The sequence below is a fragment of the Streptomyces sp. NPDC032161 genome, assembly GCF_040636995.1.
Lineage (GTDB): Bacteria > Actinomycetota > Actinomycetes > Streptomycetales > Streptomycetaceae > Streptomyces.
In genome coordinates, this window is record NZ_JBEZVN010000040.1 from 1 (window position 1) to 18,040 (window position 18,040).

General features: G+C 69.3%; 17 protein-coding genes and 9 pseudogenes. 11 read left to right on the forward strand and 15 right to left on the reverse strand.

The window, feature by feature from the left end; genetic code table 11:
* The 3 genes and pseudogenes from AB0E67_RS32110 to AB0E67_RS32120 form a co-directional block, all read left to right on the forward strand.
* Positions 1-408, forward strand: a pseudogene (locus AB0E67_RS32110) (dihydrodipicolinate synthase family protein); the annotation flags it as partial.
* Positions 392-1,420, forward strand: a complete 1,029-nt coding sequence (locus AB0E67_RS32115; protein ID WP_362033436.1) for a hydroxyacid dehydrogenase — start codon at positions 392-394, stop codon at positions 1,418-1,420. The pseudogene AB0E67_RS32110 and the gene AB0E67_RS32115, both read left to right, overlap by 17 nt.
* 313 nt (positions 1,421-1,733) lie before the next feature.
* A pseudogene (locus tag AB0E67_RS32120) lies at positions 1,734-1,832 on the forward strand (histidinol phosphatase); the annotation flags it as partial.
* Here AB0E67_RS32120 and AB0E67_RS32125 read toward each other — a convergent pair.
* Positions 1,827-2,215 (reverse strand): annotated as a pseudogene (locus AB0E67_RS32125) (IS5 family transposase); the annotation flags it as partial. The pseudogenes AB0E67_RS32120 and AB0E67_RS32125 sit on opposite strands and share 6 nt — an antisense overlap.
* Positions 2,216-2,704: 489 nt before the next feature.
* Positions 2,705-3,352: a TetR/AcrR family transcriptional regulator gene (locus tag AB0E67_RS32130; RefSeq protein WP_362033439.1), complete on the reverse strand. Its 648-nt coding sequence runs from the start codon at positions 3,350-3,352 to the stop codon at positions 2,705-2,707.
* A 285-nt stretch (positions 3,353-3,637) separates the two neighbouring features.
* Here AB0E67_RS32130 and AB0E67_RS32135 point away from each other — a divergent pair, with 285 nt between their 5' ends.
* The 6 genes and pseudogenes from AB0E67_RS32135 to AB0E67_RS32160 form a co-directional block, all read left to right on the forward strand.
* Entirely contained in the window at positions 3,638-5,035 is a 1,398-nt protein-coding gene (locus AB0E67_RS32135) for an MFS transporter (protein WP_362033441.1), read from the forward strand.
* Complete coding sequence (locus tag AB0E67_RS32140; protein ID WP_362033444.1) at positions 5,032-6,252, forward strand: FAD-dependent monooxygenase; 1,221 nt, start codon at positions 5,032-5,034, stop codon at positions 6,250-6,252. Before AB0E67_RS32135 ends, AB0E67_RS32140 begins: the two co-directional genes overlap by 4 nt.
* A 434-nt stretch (positions 6,253-6,686) precedes the next feature.
* Positions 6,687-7,022: a hypothetical protein gene (locus tag AB0E67_RS32145; protein ID WP_362033447.1), complete on the forward strand. Its 336-nt coding sequence runs from the start codon at positions 6,687-6,689 to the stop codon at positions 7,020-7,022.
* 236 nt (positions 7,023-7,258) lie between these two features.
* Positions 7,259-8,575 carry an amidohydrolase gene (locus tag AB0E67_RS32150; RefSeq protein ID WP_362033450.1) on the forward strand — a complete coding sequence of 439 codons (1,317 nt, stop codon included), beginning with the start codon at positions 7,259-7,261 and terminating at the stop codon, positions 8,573-8,575.
* Between the two features lie 312 nt (positions 8,576-8,887).
* Positions 8,888-9,385, forward strand: coding sequence for a hypothetical protein (locus AB0E67_RS32155; protein ID WP_362033452.1), 498 nt, complete (start codon positions 8,888-8,890; stop codon positions 9,383-9,385).
* A gap of 351 nt (positions 9,386-9,736) precedes the next feature.
* Positions 9,737-9,877, forward strand: a pseudogene (locus AB0E67_RS32160) (DUF1524 domain-containing protein); the annotation flags it as partial.
* Positions 9,878-9,931: 54 nt separating this feature from the next.
* Here AB0E67_RS32160 and AB0E67_RS32165 read toward each other — a convergent pair.
* The 11 genes and pseudogenes from AB0E67_RS32165 to AB0E67_RS32215 all read right to left on the reverse strand — a co-directional run bounded on the left by AB0E67_RS32165 (position 9,932) and on the right by AB0E67_RS32215 (position 16,379).
* The gene (locus AB0E67_RS32165) at positions 9,932-10,738 is read right to left on the reverse strand and encodes a hypothetical protein (RefSeq protein ID WP_362033454.1); all 807 of its coding nucleotides are present in this window, start codon (positions 10,736-10,738) and stop codon (positions 9,932-9,934) included.
* 95 nt (positions 10,739-10,833) lie between these two features.
* Positions 10,834-11,202, reverse strand: a complete 369-nt coding sequence (locus AB0E67_RS32170) for a hypothetical protein (RefSeq protein WP_362033457.1) — start codon at positions 11,200-11,202, stop codon at positions 10,834-10,836.
* On the reverse strand, positions 11,199-11,618 hold the full coding sequence (locus AB0E67_RS32175) for a hypothetical protein (protein WP_362033460.1): 420 nt from the start codon (positions 11,616-11,618) through the stop codon (positions 11,199-11,201). Before AB0E67_RS32175 ends, AB0E67_RS32170 begins: the two co-directional genes overlap by 4 nt.
* 41 nt (positions 11,619-11,659) lie before the next feature.
* Positions 11,660-12,520: a DUF3592 domain-containing protein gene (locus AB0E67_RS32180; RefSeq protein WP_362033463.1), complete on the reverse strand. Its 861-nt coding sequence runs from the start codon at positions 12,518-12,520 to the stop codon at positions 11,660-11,662.
* A 44-nt stretch (positions 12,521-12,564) separates the two neighbouring features.
* Positions 12,565-13,662, reverse strand: a complete 1,098-nt coding sequence (locus AB0E67_RS32185) for a hypothetical protein (RefSeq protein ID WP_362033466.1) — start codon at positions 13,660-13,662, stop codon at positions 12,565-12,567.
* Between the two features lie 205 nt (positions 13,663-13,867).
* Positions 13,868-14,412, reverse strand: a pseudogene (locus AB0E67_RS32190) (carbohydrate ABC transporter permease); the annotation flags it as partial.
* A 224-nt stretch (positions 14,413-14,636) separates the two neighbouring features.
* Positions 14,637-14,969 carry a hypothetical protein gene (locus AB0E67_RS32195; protein ID WP_362033533.1) on the reverse strand — a complete coding sequence of 111 codons (333 nt, stop codon included), beginning with the start codon at positions 14,967-14,969 and terminating at the stop codon, positions 14,637-14,639.
* Positions 14,970-15,044: 75 nt separating this feature from the next.
* Positions 15,045-15,131, reverse strand: a pseudogene (locus AB0E67_RS32200) (IS5/IS1182 family transposase); the annotation flags it as partial.
* Positions 15,132-15,220: 89 nt separating this feature from the next.
* Positions 15,221-15,487: a hypothetical protein gene (locus tag AB0E67_RS32205; protein ID WP_362033469.1), complete on the reverse strand. Its 267-nt coding sequence runs from the start codon at positions 15,485-15,487 to the stop codon at positions 15,221-15,223.
* The gene (locus tag AB0E67_RS32210) at positions 15,484-15,939 is read right to left on the reverse strand and encodes a hypothetical protein (protein ID WP_362033471.1); all 456 of its coding nucleotides are present in this window, start codon (positions 15,937-15,939) and stop codon (positions 15,484-15,486) included. Before AB0E67_RS32210 ends, AB0E67_RS32205 begins: the two co-directional genes overlap by 4 nt.
* Positions 15,940-15,977: 38 nt before the next feature.
* Positions 15,978-16,379, reverse strand: coding sequence for a MarR family transcriptional regulator (locus tag AB0E67_RS32215; protein WP_362033474.1), 402 nt, complete (start codon positions 16,377-16,379; stop codon positions 15,978-15,980).
* A gap of 108 nt (positions 16,380-16,487) precedes the next feature.
* Here AB0E67_RS32215 and AB0E67_RS32220 point away from each other — a divergent pair.
* Positions 16,488-16,934, forward strand: a pseudogene (locus AB0E67_RS32220) (Tn3 family transposase); the annotation flags it as partial.
* Positions 16,935-16,982: 48 nt separating this feature from the next.
* On the opposite strand, the pseudogene AB0E67_RS32225 reads toward AB0E67_RS32220, so the two are convergent.
* Positions 16,983-17,195 (reverse strand): annotated as a pseudogene (locus tag AB0E67_RS32225) (IS630 family transposase); the annotation flags it as partial.
* A gap of 268 nt (positions 17,196-17,463) precedes the next feature.
* Here AB0E67_RS32225 and AB0E67_RS32230 point away from each other — a divergent pair.
* Positions 17,464-17,688, forward strand: coding sequence for a hypothetical protein (locus AB0E67_RS32230; protein WP_362033536.1), 225 nt, complete (start codon positions 17,464-17,466; stop codon positions 17,686-17,688).
* Here AB0E67_RS32230 and AB0E67_RS32235 read toward each other — a convergent pair.
* Positions 17,612-17,995: pseudogene (locus AB0E67_RS32235) on the reverse strand (AAC(3) family N-acetyltransferase); the annotation flags it as partial. The gene AB0E67_RS32230 and the pseudogene AB0E67_RS32235 overlap by 77 nt on opposite strands.
* Positions 17,996-18,040 lie beyond the last annotated feature (45 nt).

An 18,040-nucleotide genomic window follows, 5' to 3' on the forward strand; every position in this document is an offset into this window, starting at 1 on the left:
GACCTGCTCACCCCGTACGAGACGGCCGGCGGCACCCGGCGCTGGTTCGCCGGCGGGCTGCTCGGCCAGTGGGCCGTTTGGACCGGCTCCGCCGTCACCCTTCTCGATCAGGTCCGGCGGGCACGCGCCGGTGACCACGACGCCATGGTCGGCTGCCTCGCCCGCCGTCCGGAGCTCACCGACGCCAACAGCGCTGTGTTCGACGTGCGCGGCGGATTCCGCGGCTGTATCGCGGGTGTCCATGAAGTGCTGCGCCGCCAGGGTCTGTTGGAGGGCATCTGGTGTCTCGATCCGAAGGAGGTCTTGTCTCCCGGCCAGGCCGAGGAGATCAGCCGGGTGGCCACGGCCTACCCCTGGCTCACCGACGACGACTTCGTCGCGGAGCACGTCGATGACTGGCTCTCCTGACCCGGGGGCGGCCCGCCTGCCGCGGGTCGTCGTCGCCGTACCCCCGCACCTTCGTGCGCAGTTCTTCGCCCCCGCGGTGTGGCAGAGCCTCTGCGCCGCGGCGCAGCCGGTCGTCCTCGACGAGCACACCGACCGGGACGCACTCGGTGCGGCGCTGCCCGGTGCTCGTGCCCTGATCACCGCTTGGGGAACGCCACGCCTCAGCGAGGAACTCCTCGACGTCGCCGACCGACTGGCGATCGTCGCCCACACCGGATCGGCGGTCGCCCCGTACGTCACCGAGGAAGTCTTCCGGCGTGGGATCCTCGTCACCCAGGCCGGTGACGCTATGGCACGCCCGGTCGCCGAGGTGGCCCTGGCGTTCACCCTCGCCCTGCTGCACCGCATCCACCGCTTCGACCACGCGCTGCGCGGCGGAGCCGACTGGGACGAGGCCGGCCAGGCCCCGCCGCGGCATGAGATCCAGGGCTGTGCGATCGGCGTCATCGGAGCGTCCCGCACCGGCCGTGCGTACATCGAGCTGGTGAGGGCACTGGGGGCACAGGTCGCGGTCACCGACCCGTATCTGACAGCCGAGGACGCACAGCGGCTCGCGGTACGGGTGGTGCCGCTGGACGAACTGCTCCGTGGCAGCCGGATCGTCGCCGTGCACGCCCCTGCCACCGCCGAGACCCGGCGCATGCTGGGTGCGCGCGAACTGGAGCTGATGCCCGACGGCGCCGGACTGGTCAACACCGCCCGTTCCTGGCTCGTCGACGAGGACGCGCTTCTGGTGCAGGTGTCGGCGGGCCGGCTGGACGCTGCGATCGATGTCTTCGACACCGAACCACTGCCGGTCCGCCACCCGTTCCGGAAACTGCCGAACGTTCTGCTGACCCCTCATCAGGCGGCGGGCACCGCCGAGTGCCGTCAGCGGCTCGGCGCAAGTGCCGTGGAGGAGGTGCTGCGGTTCCTGCGCGGCGATCCACCCTTGCACTTCGTGGGGCCGGACGCACTGGCTCGCGTCCTTTGATCACTCGATCGCAACCACACCGGGCCCCAGAGGCCGACCAGTTGTTCCTCGGGGCCGAAGGCATCTCTGTTGCCTTCGGGGTCGAGGAATTCCTGGAGGCCGTAGACGCCGCGTGGCGGGAGCCGGAACAGGCGGGACCGGGTCGCCTCCGCGCGGCTCGGGCGGCCCGGCCTACCAGCCGCCCATGGCCCCCTCGGGCGAGACCTCGATCAGGCGCAGCTCCAGGCCGTCCCCGCTGCCCTCAACCACCTCTGCTGTGATTGCGCGTTGGCGTGACAGGACTTTGGGGGAGAGAGCCTTGTCGAGTTTGAGCTTCCCGCCGGCCCGGGCGGTCGGACGCGGGGCGGCCTGGTACCGCGGGGACTGCCATGTCCACTCCGTCCACTCGGACGGGGAACTCACCCCTGCGCAGACGACGGAGGCAGATGAGGCATGCAGGCCAGTTCGAGCAGGCCCTGGTGGAGGTCGGTGCGTCGTTCGTAGCGGATCCGGAGCCGTTTGAACTGGCGCAGCCAGGCGAAGCCCCGGTCCACTACCCAACGGCCCTTGCCGAGCCCTGAGCCGTGGGCCACGCCGCGTCGGGTGATCACCGGCTTGATGCCGCGCTGCCACAGCAGGCGGCGGTACTTGTCGAAGTCGTAGCCCCGGTCGGCGCACAGGTGCCGCGGCTTGCGGAGAGGTCGTCCTCCGCAGCCCCCGGATCGGCGGGACCGCGTCGAGCAGCGGCAGCGGCTGGGTGACGTCGTGGCGGTTGCCACCGGTGAGCGTGACGGCGAGCGGGGTTCCGTGCCGGTCGAACTCCTGGACGGGACCGGTACAACGCGACCGCGTCAGCCTTGAACTCGGCGGGGTAGTGCTTCATCCCCACAGGGACTCCGTTCTCCTGGGTCATCAAGATCCAAGTCTCTCCGGCGTCCAAAATCCGGGGTCAAGGCCGTAGTCGCACGGCACCCGTAGCTGATCCGCCCTGGTCTCCTTCACGTATCGCACGCATGCCTGGATACCGCGCGGCCAGAACGTGTTCTCCGGCTCGATGATCCGCAGCTTCACCAACCGTGCCGACAACGCCGGGTCCCGGGGCGTGCTGAACTTCAGCAACTCCCGTGCGGGCGCACTCGGCCCGCGTCCACCCACCGGCTCCACCCGCGCGCCTTCACCCTCACCTTTCGCTTCGCCTTGGCCTTTCTCGCCTTCTTCGGGCGCCCAATGGCCGCTGCGGAAGCGGAGGAGAAGAGGGAGGAAACATGGGCTGACGGCGCACTGTTCTTTCGTGCCGCCGCAGCCCTACGTGGTTCGGTATGCCCGGAGAAAGGTCCGCACTCCCTCGACGACGAGTGGCCGGACGCGGGTGTCCTCCGCGGCATTCGCGGAACCGAGCCTGTCCAGCGCGACGCCGAAGGTCAGTGCGATGAACTGGTCGGCCGCGAGTCGGGGGTCGGGGACGTCGAGCAGCCCGGCGGCGGCGAAGGCGGCGAACCGCTCTGCAAGTGCCTCGTCGGGGGTGTCGGCCATGGAGTTGTAGCCCCGGTGCGGCAGATGGCCGGATTCCGCCCGGACCAGTCGTTGCAGCGTTGCGTACTCCGCCGAGTCGAGCATGTCGGTCGAGATGCGCATCGAGAACGTGACCAGGGCGTCCTCGAGGTCGGCGGCCTCGGTGAGCCCGCTGAGGGTGTCGTCGATGGTGTGCCGGATCGTGGTGATCATCGACTGGCCGATGGCGTCGACGACTGCTTGCAGCAGCGTCTGCTTGTCGCCGAAGTAGTCGTAGACCGTCCGCTTGGACACCTCGGCCCGGGTGGCGACCGCGTCGACGCTGGACCGGTCGAAGCCGTCGGTGAGGAACAGTTCCCGGGCCGCAGAGAGGATGGCGGCCCGCTTCCGTGTGGACCCTTCGCGCAGTGTCTTCGTGGTCGGCTTCTTCGTGGTCGGCATGTTCACATGCTAACCGTACTACACTGCACGGTGTAGTGTAATGCTGGCTCGGTGGGTGCCGCACTCTTGCACCCGCTCCGCCCGGGGGAGCCACGCATGCGCCACCTCGGGTACCGCTTCCCCGGGCTCACCCCGCCGGACGACCTCGGATACCTGTCCGCAAAACACCATGCACACTGCGCCCCCGCATGAATCGCCGCCGTGCCCACGCCGGGCCCGGCAAGGCGGCAGCGCTACGGGCACGGCCGACCCCTTCCTTGCCCGCCAATGACGGAAAGGACATCCATGACCGCAACTCTGGTTTCCCCCGCCCGCATCGGAAAGGCCGCTGTCGGGGCCCTCGGCATGCTGGCAGTCGCCACCGGTGCCTTGGAGTCGGTGGTGACACCGACGCTCCCGCTCCTGCAACGCGAGCTGGACATGAGTCCCGCCGAAGGGGCGTTACTCAGCATCATGCTCCTCATCACCGGCGCGCTCGTCACACCGGTCGCGGGCAAGTTGGGCGACCGCTACGGCGGAAAACGGGTCCTGATCCGGCTGATGGCGGTGGTCTGTGCCGGTGGTCTGGTGTCGGCCCTTGCGCCGAACCTGCCGGTGCTGCTGCTCGGCCAGGTACTGCAGGGTGCGATGGTGGGCGCGCTGCCCCTGTCGTTCATCCTGGTGCGCGAACATCTCCCCGCAGGAGAGTCGAAGGTGGCCATCGGGGTGGTCAGCGGAATGTTCGTGGGGGGCGGGATGGCCGGAACGCTGTCGGCCGGGCCCGTGGCCGAAGGGCTTTCCCAACACTGGATGTTCGCGCTGCCGACGATCGCGGTCATGGGGGCCACCATCCTGGTGAACAGGCTGATGCCGCATGATCCGCCGAGCCGGTCGGACGGCGCCGGGGTCGACTGGCCCGGCCTGGTTCTCCTGAGCGGGACGCTTGTCACGCTCGTGCTCGTGCTCGCGCTTGCGCCCGACATCGGCTCGCAGCCACTCGTGCTCGGCGCCCTCATCGTGATTCTGGCCGCCTTTATGATCGGATGGACAGCCGTTGAGCGTCGTGCGACCTCGCCGATGGTCGATCTGCGCATGCTTGCACAGCCTGCGGTGTGGAAATCGTGCGTGCTGACATTCGTGATCTGCGTCGGTACCTCGGTGGCGGTCTATCTCGTCCCGCAACTGTTCGCGGTACCCGCCGCCGAGTACGGATTCGGGGCCAGCGCCACCGAGATCGGCTTCTTCCTGCTGCCCGGCGCCGTGGCCGCGTCGCTGGCCGGGCCGATCGGTGGGATCGGGGCGCGGCGTTTCGGCTCGCACGCCGTGGTCACCGCCGGGAGCGTCATCATGGCCGCCACCCTGATCGCCCTGGCAGTCGTGCACACCGAGGTCTGGCATCTCATCATCGGCAAGATGATGATCGCGCTCGCCAACGGCCTGTGCGTCACGGCGTTGGTGACCGGCACCGCCACATCCGTCCATCAAGGTGACACCGGCATCGCCACCAGCCTGGTCCTGGTGACACGCGTGCTCGGCTACGCCGTGGGTGTGCAGGTCAGTGGCGCGATCCTCACCGCCGGCACCCCCACCGGGTCCGATATCCCGGCCGAATCGGCCTTCGTTACCGGCTTCGTCATAGCCGGCGCCGTCACGGCACTGTCCCTCCTCGTCACCCGTGCCACGAGCAAAGGAGCCAAGGAATGACCCGCATTGATCCGTTGACAGACATCCGCACCACGCCAAGGCGCAAGGTCCTGATATCCGGGGCCAGCATCGCGGGACCCGCCCTCGCGTTCTGGTTGAACCGCTACGGATTCGCGGTCACGGTGGTCGAGAAGGCGGACGTACTCCGTGGCGGTGGATACCCCATCGACATACGCGGCACCGCACTCGAGGTCGTCCGAAGGATGGGAATCCTGCCTCGACTGAAGGACGCGCACATCGACCTGCGGCAGTTGACCTTCCTCGGCGGGGACGGCAGCGAGGTGGCCTCGGTCGCCCCGCACACTGTCACAGGCGGTGTCGCGGGACGGGACATCGAGGTTCGGCGCGGGGACCTGACCGACGCTCTCCACACGGCGGTCCGTGACGACGTGGAGTTCTTGTTCAACGACTCCATCGACACCCTCGACCAGTCCGGCCACGGGGTCGACGTCACCTTCCGCGGGGGCAGCAGGCGTACGTTCGACATGGTGTTCGGTGCGGACGGTCTGCACTCACGTACCCGCGAGTTCCTGTTCGGCCCCGAAGCACAGTTCCACCGATACCTCGGCTACTGCTTCGCCGGGTTCACCATGCGCAACACCTTCGGACTCTCCCGCGAGCTCATGATGTGGAACACCCCGGGCAGAGCCGCGGCACTCTACGCCGTGGAGGACAACGGCGAAGTGCACGCCTTCCTGAACTTCGCCCACCCGAAACCGCCGCTCGACGCATTCCGGAACCCGGAAGCCCAACGGGACCTGGTCGCCACGGCCTTCGCCGACGCGGAATGGGAGGTCCCGGGCATGCTTGCCGCCATGCGCGACGCGGATGACCTGTTCTTCGACGAGGTCAGCCAGATTCGCATGCCCCGCTGGTCCAGCGGCAGGGTCGCGCTGGTGGGCGACGCCGCGTACGCACCCTCGTTCCTCACCGGACAGGGCTCCAGCCTCGCGCTCGTCGGCGCGTACATGCTCGCCGGTTCCCTGGCCGACCGGGACTACACCGCGGGCTTCGCTGCCTACGAACGCGACACCCGTGAGTTCGTAACCCTGAACCAGGAGCAGGTCGGCGAGGGCGACGCCGCACTCTTCCCGACCACCGCCCGGGCCCTGGAGCAGCGCAATGCCATGCTGCGCAATCTCAGCGCCATGCCCTCCACGGAGGGACGACCGGCCCATTCGGCCCTCACCCTGCCCGAATTCATGCCCATGACGTGAGCTTGGGCACGCAGCCGAACCTCCGGCAGCGATTACCGCGTCTCCTTCGACCAGCAACCGGAACCGCTCGACACCCTCCCGCGGCAGCTCACCATCGAGGACTCGCGGCTGCGAAGGAGTCGGGCCGGGCAGAACCCGCTCCGCGGCGTGGACGGTTCGCTCTTGATGACGCGTTGCGGGCCCGGCTTGGGGAACTGGCCGGGAACGTGAAGGCCCTGCACCGATGGATGCGCGAGCACACCGCGCGCGAAGGGCAACTTCCGCGCCTGGGCGAAGATCACCTCGCACGCGTACGCCGCCCTGGACCGCCACCCCGGGCACACGGTCGATGCCGCCCTTTTGACGCGGGCCCGTGCCCGCCTTGGCCCGTGCCCTGACCCACACCCCCGCCCGCCTCTACACGGGGCAGCTCCGCACGCGCGGGAAGGACCACGATGGACACCACGCCGTCCCAACCCATCCCCGACCCGGCGCCCGCACCCGACGAGGCCGAGCCCGCCCCGGACGCGGTGTCGCTGACCGCTCTGCGCGCCCCGCTCGTACGGCATCTGCTCGCGCTGCGTGCCCAGCACCGGCTCACTCGCGCCCACGTGCACACCACCGTGCAGTGCCTCAACGTCTCTGGCCGCACCGTGTGGCGCTGGCTGGCCGAGGCCACTACCACAGCCGCCACCGCCACCGCCACCGCCGCCCGCCGTACCCGACCAGTAGGTGCCCCTGCCCGACGCCCGCCTGGTCACTGCCCGCGCCCTGCTCACCGCCCGCCATAACCTCACCGACACCATCGTTGGAAGTCACCCATTGCACACGATCACGCAGGCGTTCGGCCTCGCGGTCACCGGACCGGCGCTCGAGGGGACAGCAGCGTCGACACGGCAGTGCCTCGTGGTGTGGTTTCCCCCCACTCCCACATGGTGGCTGGCCGGATGGGCGGCGGCATCGGTGTCCGGCGATCATGTGTCCCGGAAAACAACGTGAGCCGAAGGGGGAAACGGTGAGTCGTTCCATGGAACGCGCTCTCGCGCGCCGCACGTTACTGGCCGGCGCAGCGGCGGCCGGTGTGGGAACGGTGTTTGCAGGCGCGGGGAAGGCCGCGGCCGGTGAGTGGGGAGGGCCGGTGAGACAGGCGGCGGTGGCCGCCGAGACGGCGCGTCTGGAGCGCGCGTTGATCGAGTTGCGGCGGGACATCCACCGGCACCCCGAAGCCCCGGGGCGGGAGCAGCGCACGGCCGCTGTGGTGGCCCGGGAGCTGCGGGCGGCGGGGCTGACCGTTACCACCGGGGTGGGCGGCCACGGTGTCGTCGGTGTCCTGCGGGGTACGTGTCCAGGCCGGACCGTTGCCTACCGGGCGGACATGGACGCGGTTCCGCCCACGGACATCGTCGGGACAGGCCCCGCGCCGGCCCACGTCTGCGGCCACGATGTCCACACCGCGGTGGGTGTCGGCGTCGCTCAGGTCCTGGCGCGGCTGCGGCAGCAGTTGAGCGGAACAGCGGTCTTCCTCTTCCAGCCTGCCGAGGAAGCCCTGTCCGGCGCCCGCGCACTGATCGACACGGGCGTGTTGGAGCGTATGGGCATCGAGGAGATCCATGCGCTGCACTGCGGGCCGTTTCCGGTCGGCCAGTTCGCTGTGACTTCGGGCTACGGGTTGCCGGGCCAGGACAAGGCGGAGGTGACCCTCTCCGGGCCGGACGCGCTCGATGCCGCGCGGCGCCTGACCGCCGACATCGGCGCGCTCGCAACGGTGGCGGTGCCGCAGACCCCAGCGGACCTGGAGCGCCTCGTCGCCGACGTCAAGACGCCCAACGGTCCGCTGGCCCGGTTCGTAGCCCTGCGGGCCAGGGCCCAGGAGGCCACGGTGAGTGTGTCCTATCGCTGCTGGCCGCCGGAGCGGTACGTGGAGGTCCGTGACGACATCCGCCGAGCGAGCATGCCATATGCGGGGGCCGCGACACGCTTCGCCGCCGAGCCGTTCCCGGCCATGGTCTGCCCGGAGCGCGACGGCAACCTGCTCGCCCATCACCTACGCCGCACCGTCGGCCGTGACACGGTCACCGGGCTTCGTGCCGCCTTCCCTTTCAACGGCGAGGACTTCGCCCTCTACTTGGACCGGATCCCCGGTACATACACATTCCTCGGCGTCCGTGCTCCTGGAGCGCCCATCACAACGAGCTACCCGCACTATCCCGACTTCTCCCCGGATGAGCGCGCCATCGGCGTCGGCGTACGGGCGATGGCCGGCTGGATCGCCGAGCGCACCCACCGGGCGCGGGGGCTGCAGGGCGGACTCAGGGCCCGGGGCGACCGACTCCCGCTCTCCTGAACATCGCCTATTCGCGCGAGCGTGCGACTCTCCATCTCAAGTCGAACCTCGGCGGTTCTCGACGCCTCCGGCAACGACTTGCTCGTCGCCAAGGAAGCTGGGAACTGGTTCTCGGTCCAGACCGTCGACGAGGTCGAAGTAGGGCAAGCCGTGCGGTCGACGAGCCAACCAGGCAGGGCCACCTTGTCCTGGAAAGGGCCTGAGCGCTGGCCGAAGCTCGTCGGCTCCGGCGTCGGAACCCAACCATGGATGCGAGCTCACCGGCCCGTATGGACAGGACGGTGAGATTCCCTCAGCGAGCGGAGCCGCACTGTGCCCACGTTCCAGACCCGCAGCATTCCGCACGGGTTCACCGCCGATGACACCGGCAAGGTCATCCACTACAAGGACGCCATCGTCGTCCCCGTCCCGCCGCCGAACGGCGGGCTCGGCTGGAAGCGTCTCTGGTTCTCCCTCGGATACGACTTCGGCGACGGCCGCATCCGCGTCGCGGTCTTCATGAACGGCAGTTGGAGCGCGAAGAACTACGACGTGCTGGGGGCAGGGCCCCGGGTCGGCTTCGAAGTGACCGACGGCACCGAGAAGATCAGTCTTGGCCGGGTGATGAGGACCGCCTCGGACAGGGTGGACAACAACCCCGTGGGTTGGCTGCTGGAAGCGCAGTGGTCCTGCGTCCCGCACCGGCCACGTCGGGTTCCCGAACGCCGACGCGATCCGGCACCGGCCGTCATGCCGCGGAACCCGTTTGCGGAGAGGCCGGAAGCGGATCGTCGTTACGGCCCGGACCGCACGCCCCCGGACCGGGCCTGAACCCGGCCGGCCCGGCACGCGGTCCGGACGCCGGCCCGGCAGCGGTAATGGCAGCGCCCCGGGGACCGGAGCGCACTGGTCCCCGGGGCGCGGGAGGCCGGGGGCGAAGAACGATCAGCGGAGTGAAAGAACCCCAGCCACCAGCACCGTATGTCACCCGTGGCCAGGGTCCCCATGCTGGGGGAGGGGGTGGTTCCTCGCCCCGCCAGCGACGCGGGGGCAGGGAGACTCCACCCGGCCTCCGCCTCCACCCCGGCGGCCGCCCGGGGCGGCCTGCCCTCCCCGTCTTCGGAGAGCTGCGGCTGACTCCGGCTGGGGGACGACGGGCGGGCCATCGCCTCGACCTCCGGCATCGACCACTTCGTCCCGCTCAAGGAAGCCTGGCGGTCCGAGGCGTCCGAGTGGTCGACGGATGATCGGCGGGCCTTCGCGAACGACCTGATCCATTCACAGCTGATCGCGGTGTCGACCGGGAACAACCGGCCGAAAGGCGGCAAATCCTGTTCGCGATGAGATCAAGGTGCACGGATCAGGTGTGGGCCTCCGTCACCATGACTCCTGCGCGTGAACGACGTCCGGATGCGGGGGCAGAGCGCCGGAGCCGTTCGGGAGGCCGAAGGCCGGATTGACGCCCAGGGCCAGTTCTCGGCCACCCCGGAGCAGCACATGAGAGGGACCCCCTATGTACTCGTTCTCGACGTAGTAGCGGGTTCGGGTATAGGCAGCCTCGATCGCGTCGTGGAGCGTCACCAGGTCCAACGTCTCCGGGCCTTCTTGAACGCCACCGGTCAGCCCGTCCACGAGGGTCTCGGTGAAGGGATCCGCCATCGGCCAGAAACTCGACGTCTCGGCGGCCATCAGGGAGGGAGCGGGGGCTGTGCCGGTGAACCGGGTCGTGGCTGTGGCAGCGTGGTCGCAGTCGAGGACGACAACGCGGCGGGCCGCCCGACCGGTGCTCATGATCTCGGCAACGGCGTCCAGGTCGACACCGGTGTCGGCCGCGTGCTGCGGATCGGATTCCGTCACGCCGAAGGCGAGTCCCCCTTCGCGAGGGAAGCCGCGCCCTGCGTACCAGAACAGCAGCACGTCCGATGCCGTCTCGGCGGCGTGCCGCAGAGCGTCGAGTACGTCGGCCGGGCGTTCCGGGCCCAAGAGCAGCGCGGTGTTCTTCCGATGGAACGCTCCGCCGGGACCAGGGGAGGTGAGCGCCTGTGCCAGGCGGGCGGTCAGCTCTGCCGGCTGCCTGAGGGAAGGCCATTGGCGCAGGCCGGCGTTGGAGGCGACGAGCACCGCGCGGGACCGTTCACGGTCGGGCAGGAGGGCGTGACGCGGCGGTACCGGAGGCACTGTCATAGGGGTTCCTCACTCGGGGACTCAGCGGCGGACGGTCCGAAGCCTCCGAGGCTTCTTCCTCAGCCCTGCGCAGGGACGGGTGGGGTAGGCGTTGGTCAGACGACCTCGCCGGCGCAGGATTTGTGCGCGCCGCAGGCGTAGCAGGCGTATCGCATGCATCCGGTGCACAGCCCGATGTTCTCCAGCCGGTACGTGTCCCGGCAGCTCTCGCATGCGGCCCGTTCGCGCAGCATGGCGTTCCAGCCGTCGCTGCCGCCGATCAGGTCGTACGAGGCGGCGACGAACTCCGACCACGTGATGTCATGGTCGGCCCAGTGCCGGGAGTACCAGGAGTACATCGCGAAGAACGCCTTGCCGGTCACGAGATGGTCGCGGTCACGGCCGTCGCGCATCCACCCCTCGACGAGCTGCCCGATGCGCTCCTCGATGGGCAGACCGCAGCCGAGAACGATGTCGTTCCTCATCGCTGCACCATGCAGGCGGACACGCCGTCGTGGACGGACGCGGACATCAGCTTGCCGAGTCGTCGGACACAGTCCCGGCACCGGCCGGAGAATGACGAACACCGCTCTGCGGGCGCGGCCACTTCGGTGAAGTAGGCGCGGAACAACGGCTCGTCGCCGTTCGGTACCCGGACCGCCTGGGTGTAGCGGTACCTGAAGGCGGACCGGTCGGTGCCGTAGTGGGCGGCCTGCGGATCACGTACGACACCGGAGATCAACTCGCCGGGCTTGTCCGGCTTCTTGTAGTCCACCAGCGCCCCGAGCCAGGGCGGGGGAACCCGGAGTGTGGTCTCGATGCTGTTCAGCGGGAACAGTTCGAACACCCCCCGGTCCACTCGCACATGCGGGTTCTCGTAGTCGAACGCGAGCGGATCCATGCCGGGAAGGCACCCCAGTGCACACCGCACCTCTTCGGGCGTCACAGGAGCACCGCCCCGACGACGACCGCCACGACTCCCAGGAGCAGCGCCACGACGCCGAAGGCGAGGTCGAGTGGGCGGGACCGGTGTTCCGCCGCGATGTCAGGGGTGAAGACGGCGGGGTCGTCGGGTGTGTAGTGGATCGTGACGTTGCGGCCGTAGGAGTTCGCCGGGTCGGGCAGCCTGTCGGTGCAGTAGGCGGTGACGGGGGTGCCCTCGTGGGTGGTGAAGACGATGACCGGCGTGCGGCTGGTGTACGTGCCGCCCTCGCTGTCGGTGCCGGTGTCCGTGAGCACGGCGATGACACGGCCCTGAACAGGGGGTTGAGAGGTCAGCGCGTTGATACGGCGGCTCACCGCGCGTTCGCTCTGGGGCAGGTACCACACGCCGTTGACGGTCCAGGGTCCACCGAAGCCGATCAGGGCCCACGGCCAGCCCCACTCGACCGCGGCGAAGATCACCAGACCCACGTAGATCAGGAAGACCGCGAAGTTCGGCCAGCCGAGCCCGCGCCGGCCCGCCCGGAGGTCGCCGACGAACCGGTAGGCGTGCGGTCTCCCGCGCGGGTAGCGGACACCGATCTGGCGGCCCGTCCAGGCCGCCGTGATCTTCTCGCCGCGTTCACGGTCGTTCGTCACGGTGAACTCCTGCCCGGTGGACGGATCCTGGAAGGAGACGACCACGGGTATCCCGTCCCTGCCGGAGCTTCCGTGCCGGGGCTCGCGCACCTGCTCGATCCGCCCCATGACCCTCACCGCCCGCTGCGCCGGGGTCATCCCGGCCAGCGACCGGGCGTACCCGACCAGCGCGACGGTGCCGAACACGGCGCACCACAGCACCAGATATCCCTGAAGATCCATGTGTCTTCCCCTTTCTTGAGCGAAATGCGGCCGACTCGGTGCCGTCAGCGTGCCGGGGCGCGCCGCACCACCTTGCCGCCCCCGTCCGCCTCCAGCGAGGCCGTCCCCTCGATACCCGTCACACCGACCCTGATGGTCAGAGAGCCGGTGAGGCGTTCCACGGTGACCTGCCAGGTCTGCGGGGAACCGACACCCAGGCTGCTCCGCGCCTCCTTGATCAGTGCGGGGAAGCGGTCGTAGGGCAGGGAATCCGGGTCGAACGTCGGGGCCTTTGAGCCGGTGGGCGCGTACACGACCGACAGCAGGCGTTCCTGTACGACGACGGTGAGCGCCGCGCTTGCGTCCGTGCCTTTGGTGAGCGAGCCGACGGCCTTGCGCAGTTCCCCCTTGTCGAGGAACGACTGGTTCGGGCCGAGGGCGACCGTGCCGGAGGCCGACGACACCACCGTGGTCGATGAAGAGGAGGAGGCCGAAGGCGTGTTGGAGGGGCTCGGCCGCGCGGAGGTTCCCTCGTCGAACAGGTCGGCGCGGAACAGCAGGACCACACCGGCCGCGGCGAGCAGCAGGGCGAGCAGCGTGACGAAGCCGACGGCACAGCCCTCGGGGGTCTCGCTCACCATGGCCGGACCTGGCGCCGAGTCGAGATGGGCCCCGGCTGCCCGCTCCTCCCATTGCGGTGTCGGCCGCTTCACGATCCTCACCCGCCACGGCCTCTCCGGCGGGTACTGGACCACCACGACGACGCCCGGCCGGTAGTCGGGCAGGTCCGCGAGGTTGATGTCCTGTGTGAACGCGACGCGATACGCCGGTACGTCGTCCGGCGCAACCGTGAGGTCGAACCGCACCGCCACGTCACTGGTGGCCTCGCCTCCGACGGCCTCCAGACTCTCGACCATCGCGAGCGCCGTACGCGGTGCGAGGGCCGCCTCCCGGGCACGCCTCGGCACACCGGCGAGGAAGAAGAGCAGGCCGTAGGCAGCGGGCAGGACCAAGCCCGTGACGAACAGCGGCACGCTCTCGATGATGGTGCCGACGACGAGAGCGGCCAGCGACGCCCCGATCACACCACCCGTCAGGAGTCCCCGGACAAGGGCGACGGGGGTGTTGTGCGTGGGCGGAGGCGCGCTCTTGGCGATCGTCATGTGGGTGATTGTGTCGGGCTCGGGCGACGGCCGGTAGATCTCCAAGCATCTGCCTTCAGGGCTGCTGGGAACGACCCCATGCGGGGAACGAGCGGGTCCGCTCCGGGCGTCCGAGCCCGGTGCGCTGGCAGGGGCCGTCCCTCCGGTAGGTTCCGGCCTGGTCGGGGCTGGGACAGAGGCGCATCCAAGACACGTGATTCCGGCCTCATTTGAGGCCCGAGTGGGACCCCTCGACGAACTGGCGCTGGGCGATGACGAAGACGATCAGGACGGGCAGGACGATCACGGTGGCGGCCGCCAGTTGGGTGTTCCACATGTCGCCTCCGTAGGCGCCGGTGAACCGGGTGAGTGCCTGTGGCAGTGTGAACAGATCCGGTGAGGTGAGGTGACGGTGGGTTCCAGATAGAGGTTCCACGAGGTGAGGAAGGTCAGGATCGCGACCGCGGACAGCGCCGGCCTGGCCAGCGGCAGGAAGATCAGACACCAGATCGCGGGGCGGCCGAGGCCGTCCAGGCGACCCGCCTCCTCCAGTTCGGCGGGAAGAGCGATGAAGAACTGTCGCATGATGAAGGTGGCGAGGACGCACGGTCCGGCCAGTGCGGTGACCAGGACCAGCGGCCAGTGCGTGTTGATCATCCCGGCTCGTTTGAACACCTGGAACAGGGGCATGATCGTCACCTCGCCGGGCACCAGGAGGCCGGCCAGCACGACCAGGAAGAGGGCGTTCGAGCCGGGGAAGCGGATCCGGGCGCATCGCGGTGTCGCCGTGCTGGAGCCAGTTCGGTCCGTTGATGCCGACCGTGTCGAGCAGGGCGTTGATGCCGTCGTTGTCCTGGGCAGGAAGCCCCAGACCAGGGTCCACGCCACCACGGAGACGACGACCGGGGAGAAGAGCAGGGTGCGGAAGAACGTCGCTCCGCGAAAGCGCCGGTTGAGGAGTACGGCGAGCAGCAGGCCCAGGCTGATGTTCAGGATCACGACCCCGCCGCAGAAGACGGCGGTCGCCCCCAGCACCGACGGCAGTTGGGGTCGTCGGCCAGGGCGGCGTAGTTGTCGACTCCGACGAAGGTCTGGCCGCCGGTGAAGACGTTCCAGTCGTTCAGGCTGTACCAGATCGCCGGCCCGACCGGGATGAGTACGAACAGCGCGACGCCGACGAGCTGCGGCGCGATGAACAGATAGCCGGCAAGCACATCTCGGCGCCGGGTCGTCCAGAACGGTGGCCCGGAGGTGCCCCGGGCGCCGACAGGGGCGGGGGAGGCGTCCGGTGTCCTCGTGCGGGTCTTCGTGAGGCCGGCCGTGGTCACTTGGCCAGGATCGGTTCGATCGCGGTGCAGACCGACTTCAGCACGGCGGGGATGTCGGCATCGGCCTTCCACATGGCGTCCAGGCAACAGCGGCTCGATCACCGCCCACTGAGCGTCCGTCAGCGACCAGTCGTAAGACGGCTTGCACGAACAGACACACATGACGGTGATCTTCGCGCCCCCCGACCGCGAAGATCACCGCCCGTGCGTCACAACCCGCAGCCGATCAATTACCCAACACTTTCTCAGGCTCATGCGCTCCGCGCCTCTCGTCGCACGTTGACCACCGTGAGGGGGCCGCCCAGTACAGGCACCAGCGCACCGACGCGAGTCCGCCTGGTCAGGTCGCGACCGAGGAGAGCCGTGACGGCGACGGCCAGGTAGAGCGCGCCATGGGCCGGACCGAGAACGCTCGCGACGATGTCGTTGTGTACGGTGGCGAGGTTCACCAGCAGCGCGAGGACGCTGACGAGTTCGAGCGCCGAGAGTACGGCCAGCGTCCGCAGCAACCCGGTCATGCGTTGCTCGATCCGGGGCGCACGATCATGAGCACGACGACGACCGCCCACAGCAGGTTGAAGACACGGGCCACCATGCCGAGGCTTCGCAGCTGGGCGCCCCCGTCGGGGGCGGCGAGCGCTTCCCGTTGGCGCGGTGTGATTTGCAGGACAAGTAGGCCACCCGCGATGGCGGTGAGCACCATCGCGATGACGACCCACGCATCGGTTGTGCGGCCTTGCACGAAGGCGAGCGTGAGGCCGATGACCGGGACCGTGATCGCCAGGACTCCGTAGGCGCGGGTGATGCGGTGCAGTAGGCGGGCCATATCGAGGCTCCGCTCGACCCGTTCCCCGGCCGAGGGCGTGACGGTCACTGGCGCGTACCGGGGAAACAGGCTGGTGGTCACGGCGACGGGGCCGACGAAGAGGATGCCCGCCACGACATGGAGGGACAGCAACAGGGGTTCCATAGGCTTCAGTCTAACTGAAGGTTGGTCCACTGCCTACATCACCCGCGCCACATGTCACGCAGCGCCTCGGTCAACTCGGGATGCTGCGCGGCGAACTCCCCGTCCAGGCGGGCCACGACCTCGCCGGCCCGGGCAAGCAGCGATTCACCCTCGGCCGTGACCCGCAGGCTCGACGCGGACCCGGCGCGCGAGGTCCCGTCGTCGACGAGCCCGGCCTCGACGAACGCCGCTACCGCGGCGTGCGCGCTCTGCACGGTGATGCGTGAGCGTCGAGCGAGCTCACTGAACGAGATGCCCGGAGTTCCGCGAACGTGCCCCAGTAGCCCGTACTTGCGGGTGGTCAGCCCTAGCGGCTTCAGGGCCTCGGCGAACGCGGCCTCCCACCTCCGCCCAATCGTGAGCAGCATGATGGTAGGGCTGAAAGGAGGCAGCTCAGACATGGGGGCAGGCTACCCGCCGAAGGCCTGCGGTTTGCAGCGGCCCCGCGCTGCCGAGATGCGGCCACCAGAGGCTTCCTCGCCTGATCGATGTCTGGCCGGGCTTGGACTGTGCGCCCGGCGGAGGGCTCCGCGACCGGCAACGCCTCGTACTTGGACATGGCCCGCGGCCCCTACGAGATGCTCGGCTTCCGCTTCGCCCCGCGCTTCCGTGATCTGGCCGAGCAGCGGTTCTGGCGCGCGGACCCGCCGGCGGGCGATGGCGAGGAGCCGGCCGGGGACTACGGGCCGCTGGAAGCCATCGCCCGCAACAAGGCGAACCTGGGGCGGATCGAGACGCACTGGCCGGACATGCTCAGGGTGGTCGGGGTCGCTGATCACCAACCAGGTGCGCGCCTACGACCTGCTGTGGACGTTCGGCCGCGAAGGCCACCCCATGCCGCCCGGAGCGGCGTTCGCCGAGTACGGCCGCATCGACACGGTGATGATCTGCTCGCTCTGGTCGACCCGGTGGACGACTCCTGCCGACGCCTGATGAACCGGCAGCTCCCCGTCCAGGCCGGTTTCGGCAGGCAGTTGGCAGGCCAGAGCTTTGGTCTCGGCGACCTGCGGCGCGGTGAACACCGGCGGGCGGCCGGTGCGTTCGCGGTCAGACAGCTCGGACAGGCCGTGCTCGGCGAACCGGCCCCGCCAGGTCGGACCGTGTCGAGATGCGGCCGCGTCTCGCGGGCGAGGCGCGCGTTGGATCGTCCACGCGCCGCATGCGGCACCACCTGCGCGCATCCGCAGCCGGTACTCGGTTTTGTGGCCGTAGACCATCTGCTTCAGCCGTTCGCGATCGGCGGCACGCAGGACTATCGGCGGGCACGGGCAACAGGCAAGGCAGGCAGGCCGATCAGGAGAAGTGGAACAACAGGGTCATAGCCTGCCGCACCCGGCAACCGGCCCCTCGGGCGGGATGGGCGCCATGCCCACGCCCTCGGAACACACCCGCCTCTCCCTGGAAGCGCGCCTCGACGAGCAGGCCCGCACCGCCTGGCCCCAGCTGAAGCAGCTGCACGTCCGCCACTGTGGAGGCTTCGCCTAAATGGAGGCCGAACTGGCCGACAGTGAACGGGCCAAACTGATGAAGCTGTGCTACACCGGAGCCGTCGGCGGATGGTGCTTCGCCCTCTACCTGGCCGACAGCGACCGCTACGAGGACTCCATGCTGCCCACCGGCAGCCCCCGGCCGGATGTCGGCTGCGAACGGCTCCGGGCCAGCGGCGCAGTGCTTCAGGGAGGCGGCCGTTGTTGTGGTCTGCCTCGCTGAGGTCGGGGTCGTAAGCGGGATGTTCCGCGCGCAGGGCTGACTGCCAATCCTGTGGCCACGTGACGAAGTCATGGGGAGCGCGTCATTCCAGCCGCAGGTCGCCATGAGCGTTCCCTGCGGTCCGACCACGTCATGGAGGGTGCCGATGATGGTCTGCGGCCCTCCGGCCACGTAGCCGATGGCGGACATGCGGGTGTGGAACATGACGATGTCGCCCTCTGCGAGACCGAGGGCAAGCCAGGTCACGGCTGATCCGGCTTCGGACTACGGGACCGCCGGAGCGCTTGAGCAAGTTCATTTCGTCCATGATCTCGGAACCTATCCTTGAGTCACGTATCCCAGGCAAACGGAC

Bases quoted from the DNA above. Each gene is read 5' to 3' on its own strand.
- AB0E67_RS32115 (WP_362033436.1), top strand. From the start codon at position 392: ATGACTGGCTCTCCTGACCCGGGGGCGGCCCGCCTGCCGCGGGTCGTC.
- AB0E67_RS32130 (WP_362033439.1), bottom strand. From the start codon at position 3,352: ATGCCGACCACGAAGAAGCCGACCACGAAGACACTGCGCGAAGGGTCC.
- AB0E67_RS32135 (WP_362033441.1), top strand. From the start codon at position 3,638: ATGACCGCAACTCTGGTTTCCCCCGCCCGCATCGGAAAGGCCGCTGTC.
- AB0E67_RS32140 (WP_362033444.1), top strand. From the start codon at position 5,032: ATGACCCGCATTGATCCGTTGACAGACATCCGCACCACGCCAAGGCGC.
- AB0E67_RS32145 (WP_362033447.1), top strand. From the start codon at position 6,687: ATGGACACCACGCCGTCCCAACCCATCCCCGACCCGGCGCCCGCACCC.
- AB0E67_RS32150 (WP_362033450.1), top strand. From the start codon at position 7,259: ATGGAACGCGCTCTCGCGCGCCGCACGTTACTGGCCGGCGCAGCGGCG.
- AB0E67_RS32165 (WP_362033454.1), bottom strand. From the start codon at position 10,738: ATGACAGTGCCTCCGGTACCGCCGCGTCACGCCCTCCTGCCCGACCGT.
- AB0E67_RS32170 (WP_362033457.1), bottom strand. From the start codon at position 11,202: ATGAGGAACGACATCGTTCTCGGCTGCGGTCTGCCCATCGAGGAGCGC.
- AB0E67_RS32175 (WP_362033460.1), bottom strand. From the start codon at position 11,618: ATGGATCCGCTCGCGTTCGACTACGAGAACCCGCATGTGCGAGTGGAC.
- AB0E67_RS32180 (WP_362033463.1), bottom strand. From the start codon at position 12,520: ATGGATCTTCAGGGATATCTGGTGCTGTGGTGCGCCGTGTTCGGCACC.
- AB0E67_RS32185 (WP_362033466.1), bottom strand. From the start codon at position 13,662: ATGACGATCGCCAAGAGCGCGCCTCCGCCCACGCACAACACCCCCGTC.
- AB0E67_RS32205 (WP_362033469.1), bottom strand. From the start codon at position 15,487: ATGACCGGGTTGCTGCGGACGCTGGCCGTACTCTCGGCGCTCGAACTC.
- AB0E67_RS32210 (WP_362033471.1), bottom strand. From the start codon at position 15,939: ATGGAACCCCTGTTGCTGTCCCTCCATGTCGTGGCGGGCATCCTCTTC.
- AB0E67_RS32215 (WP_362033474.1), bottom strand. From the start codon at position 16,379: ATGTCTGAGCTGCCTCCTTTCAGCCCTACCATCATGCTGCTCACGATT.
- AB0E67_RS32230 (WP_362033536.1), top strand. From the start codon at position 17,464: ATGGAGGCCGAACTGGCCGACAGTGAACGGGCCAAACTGATGAAGCTG.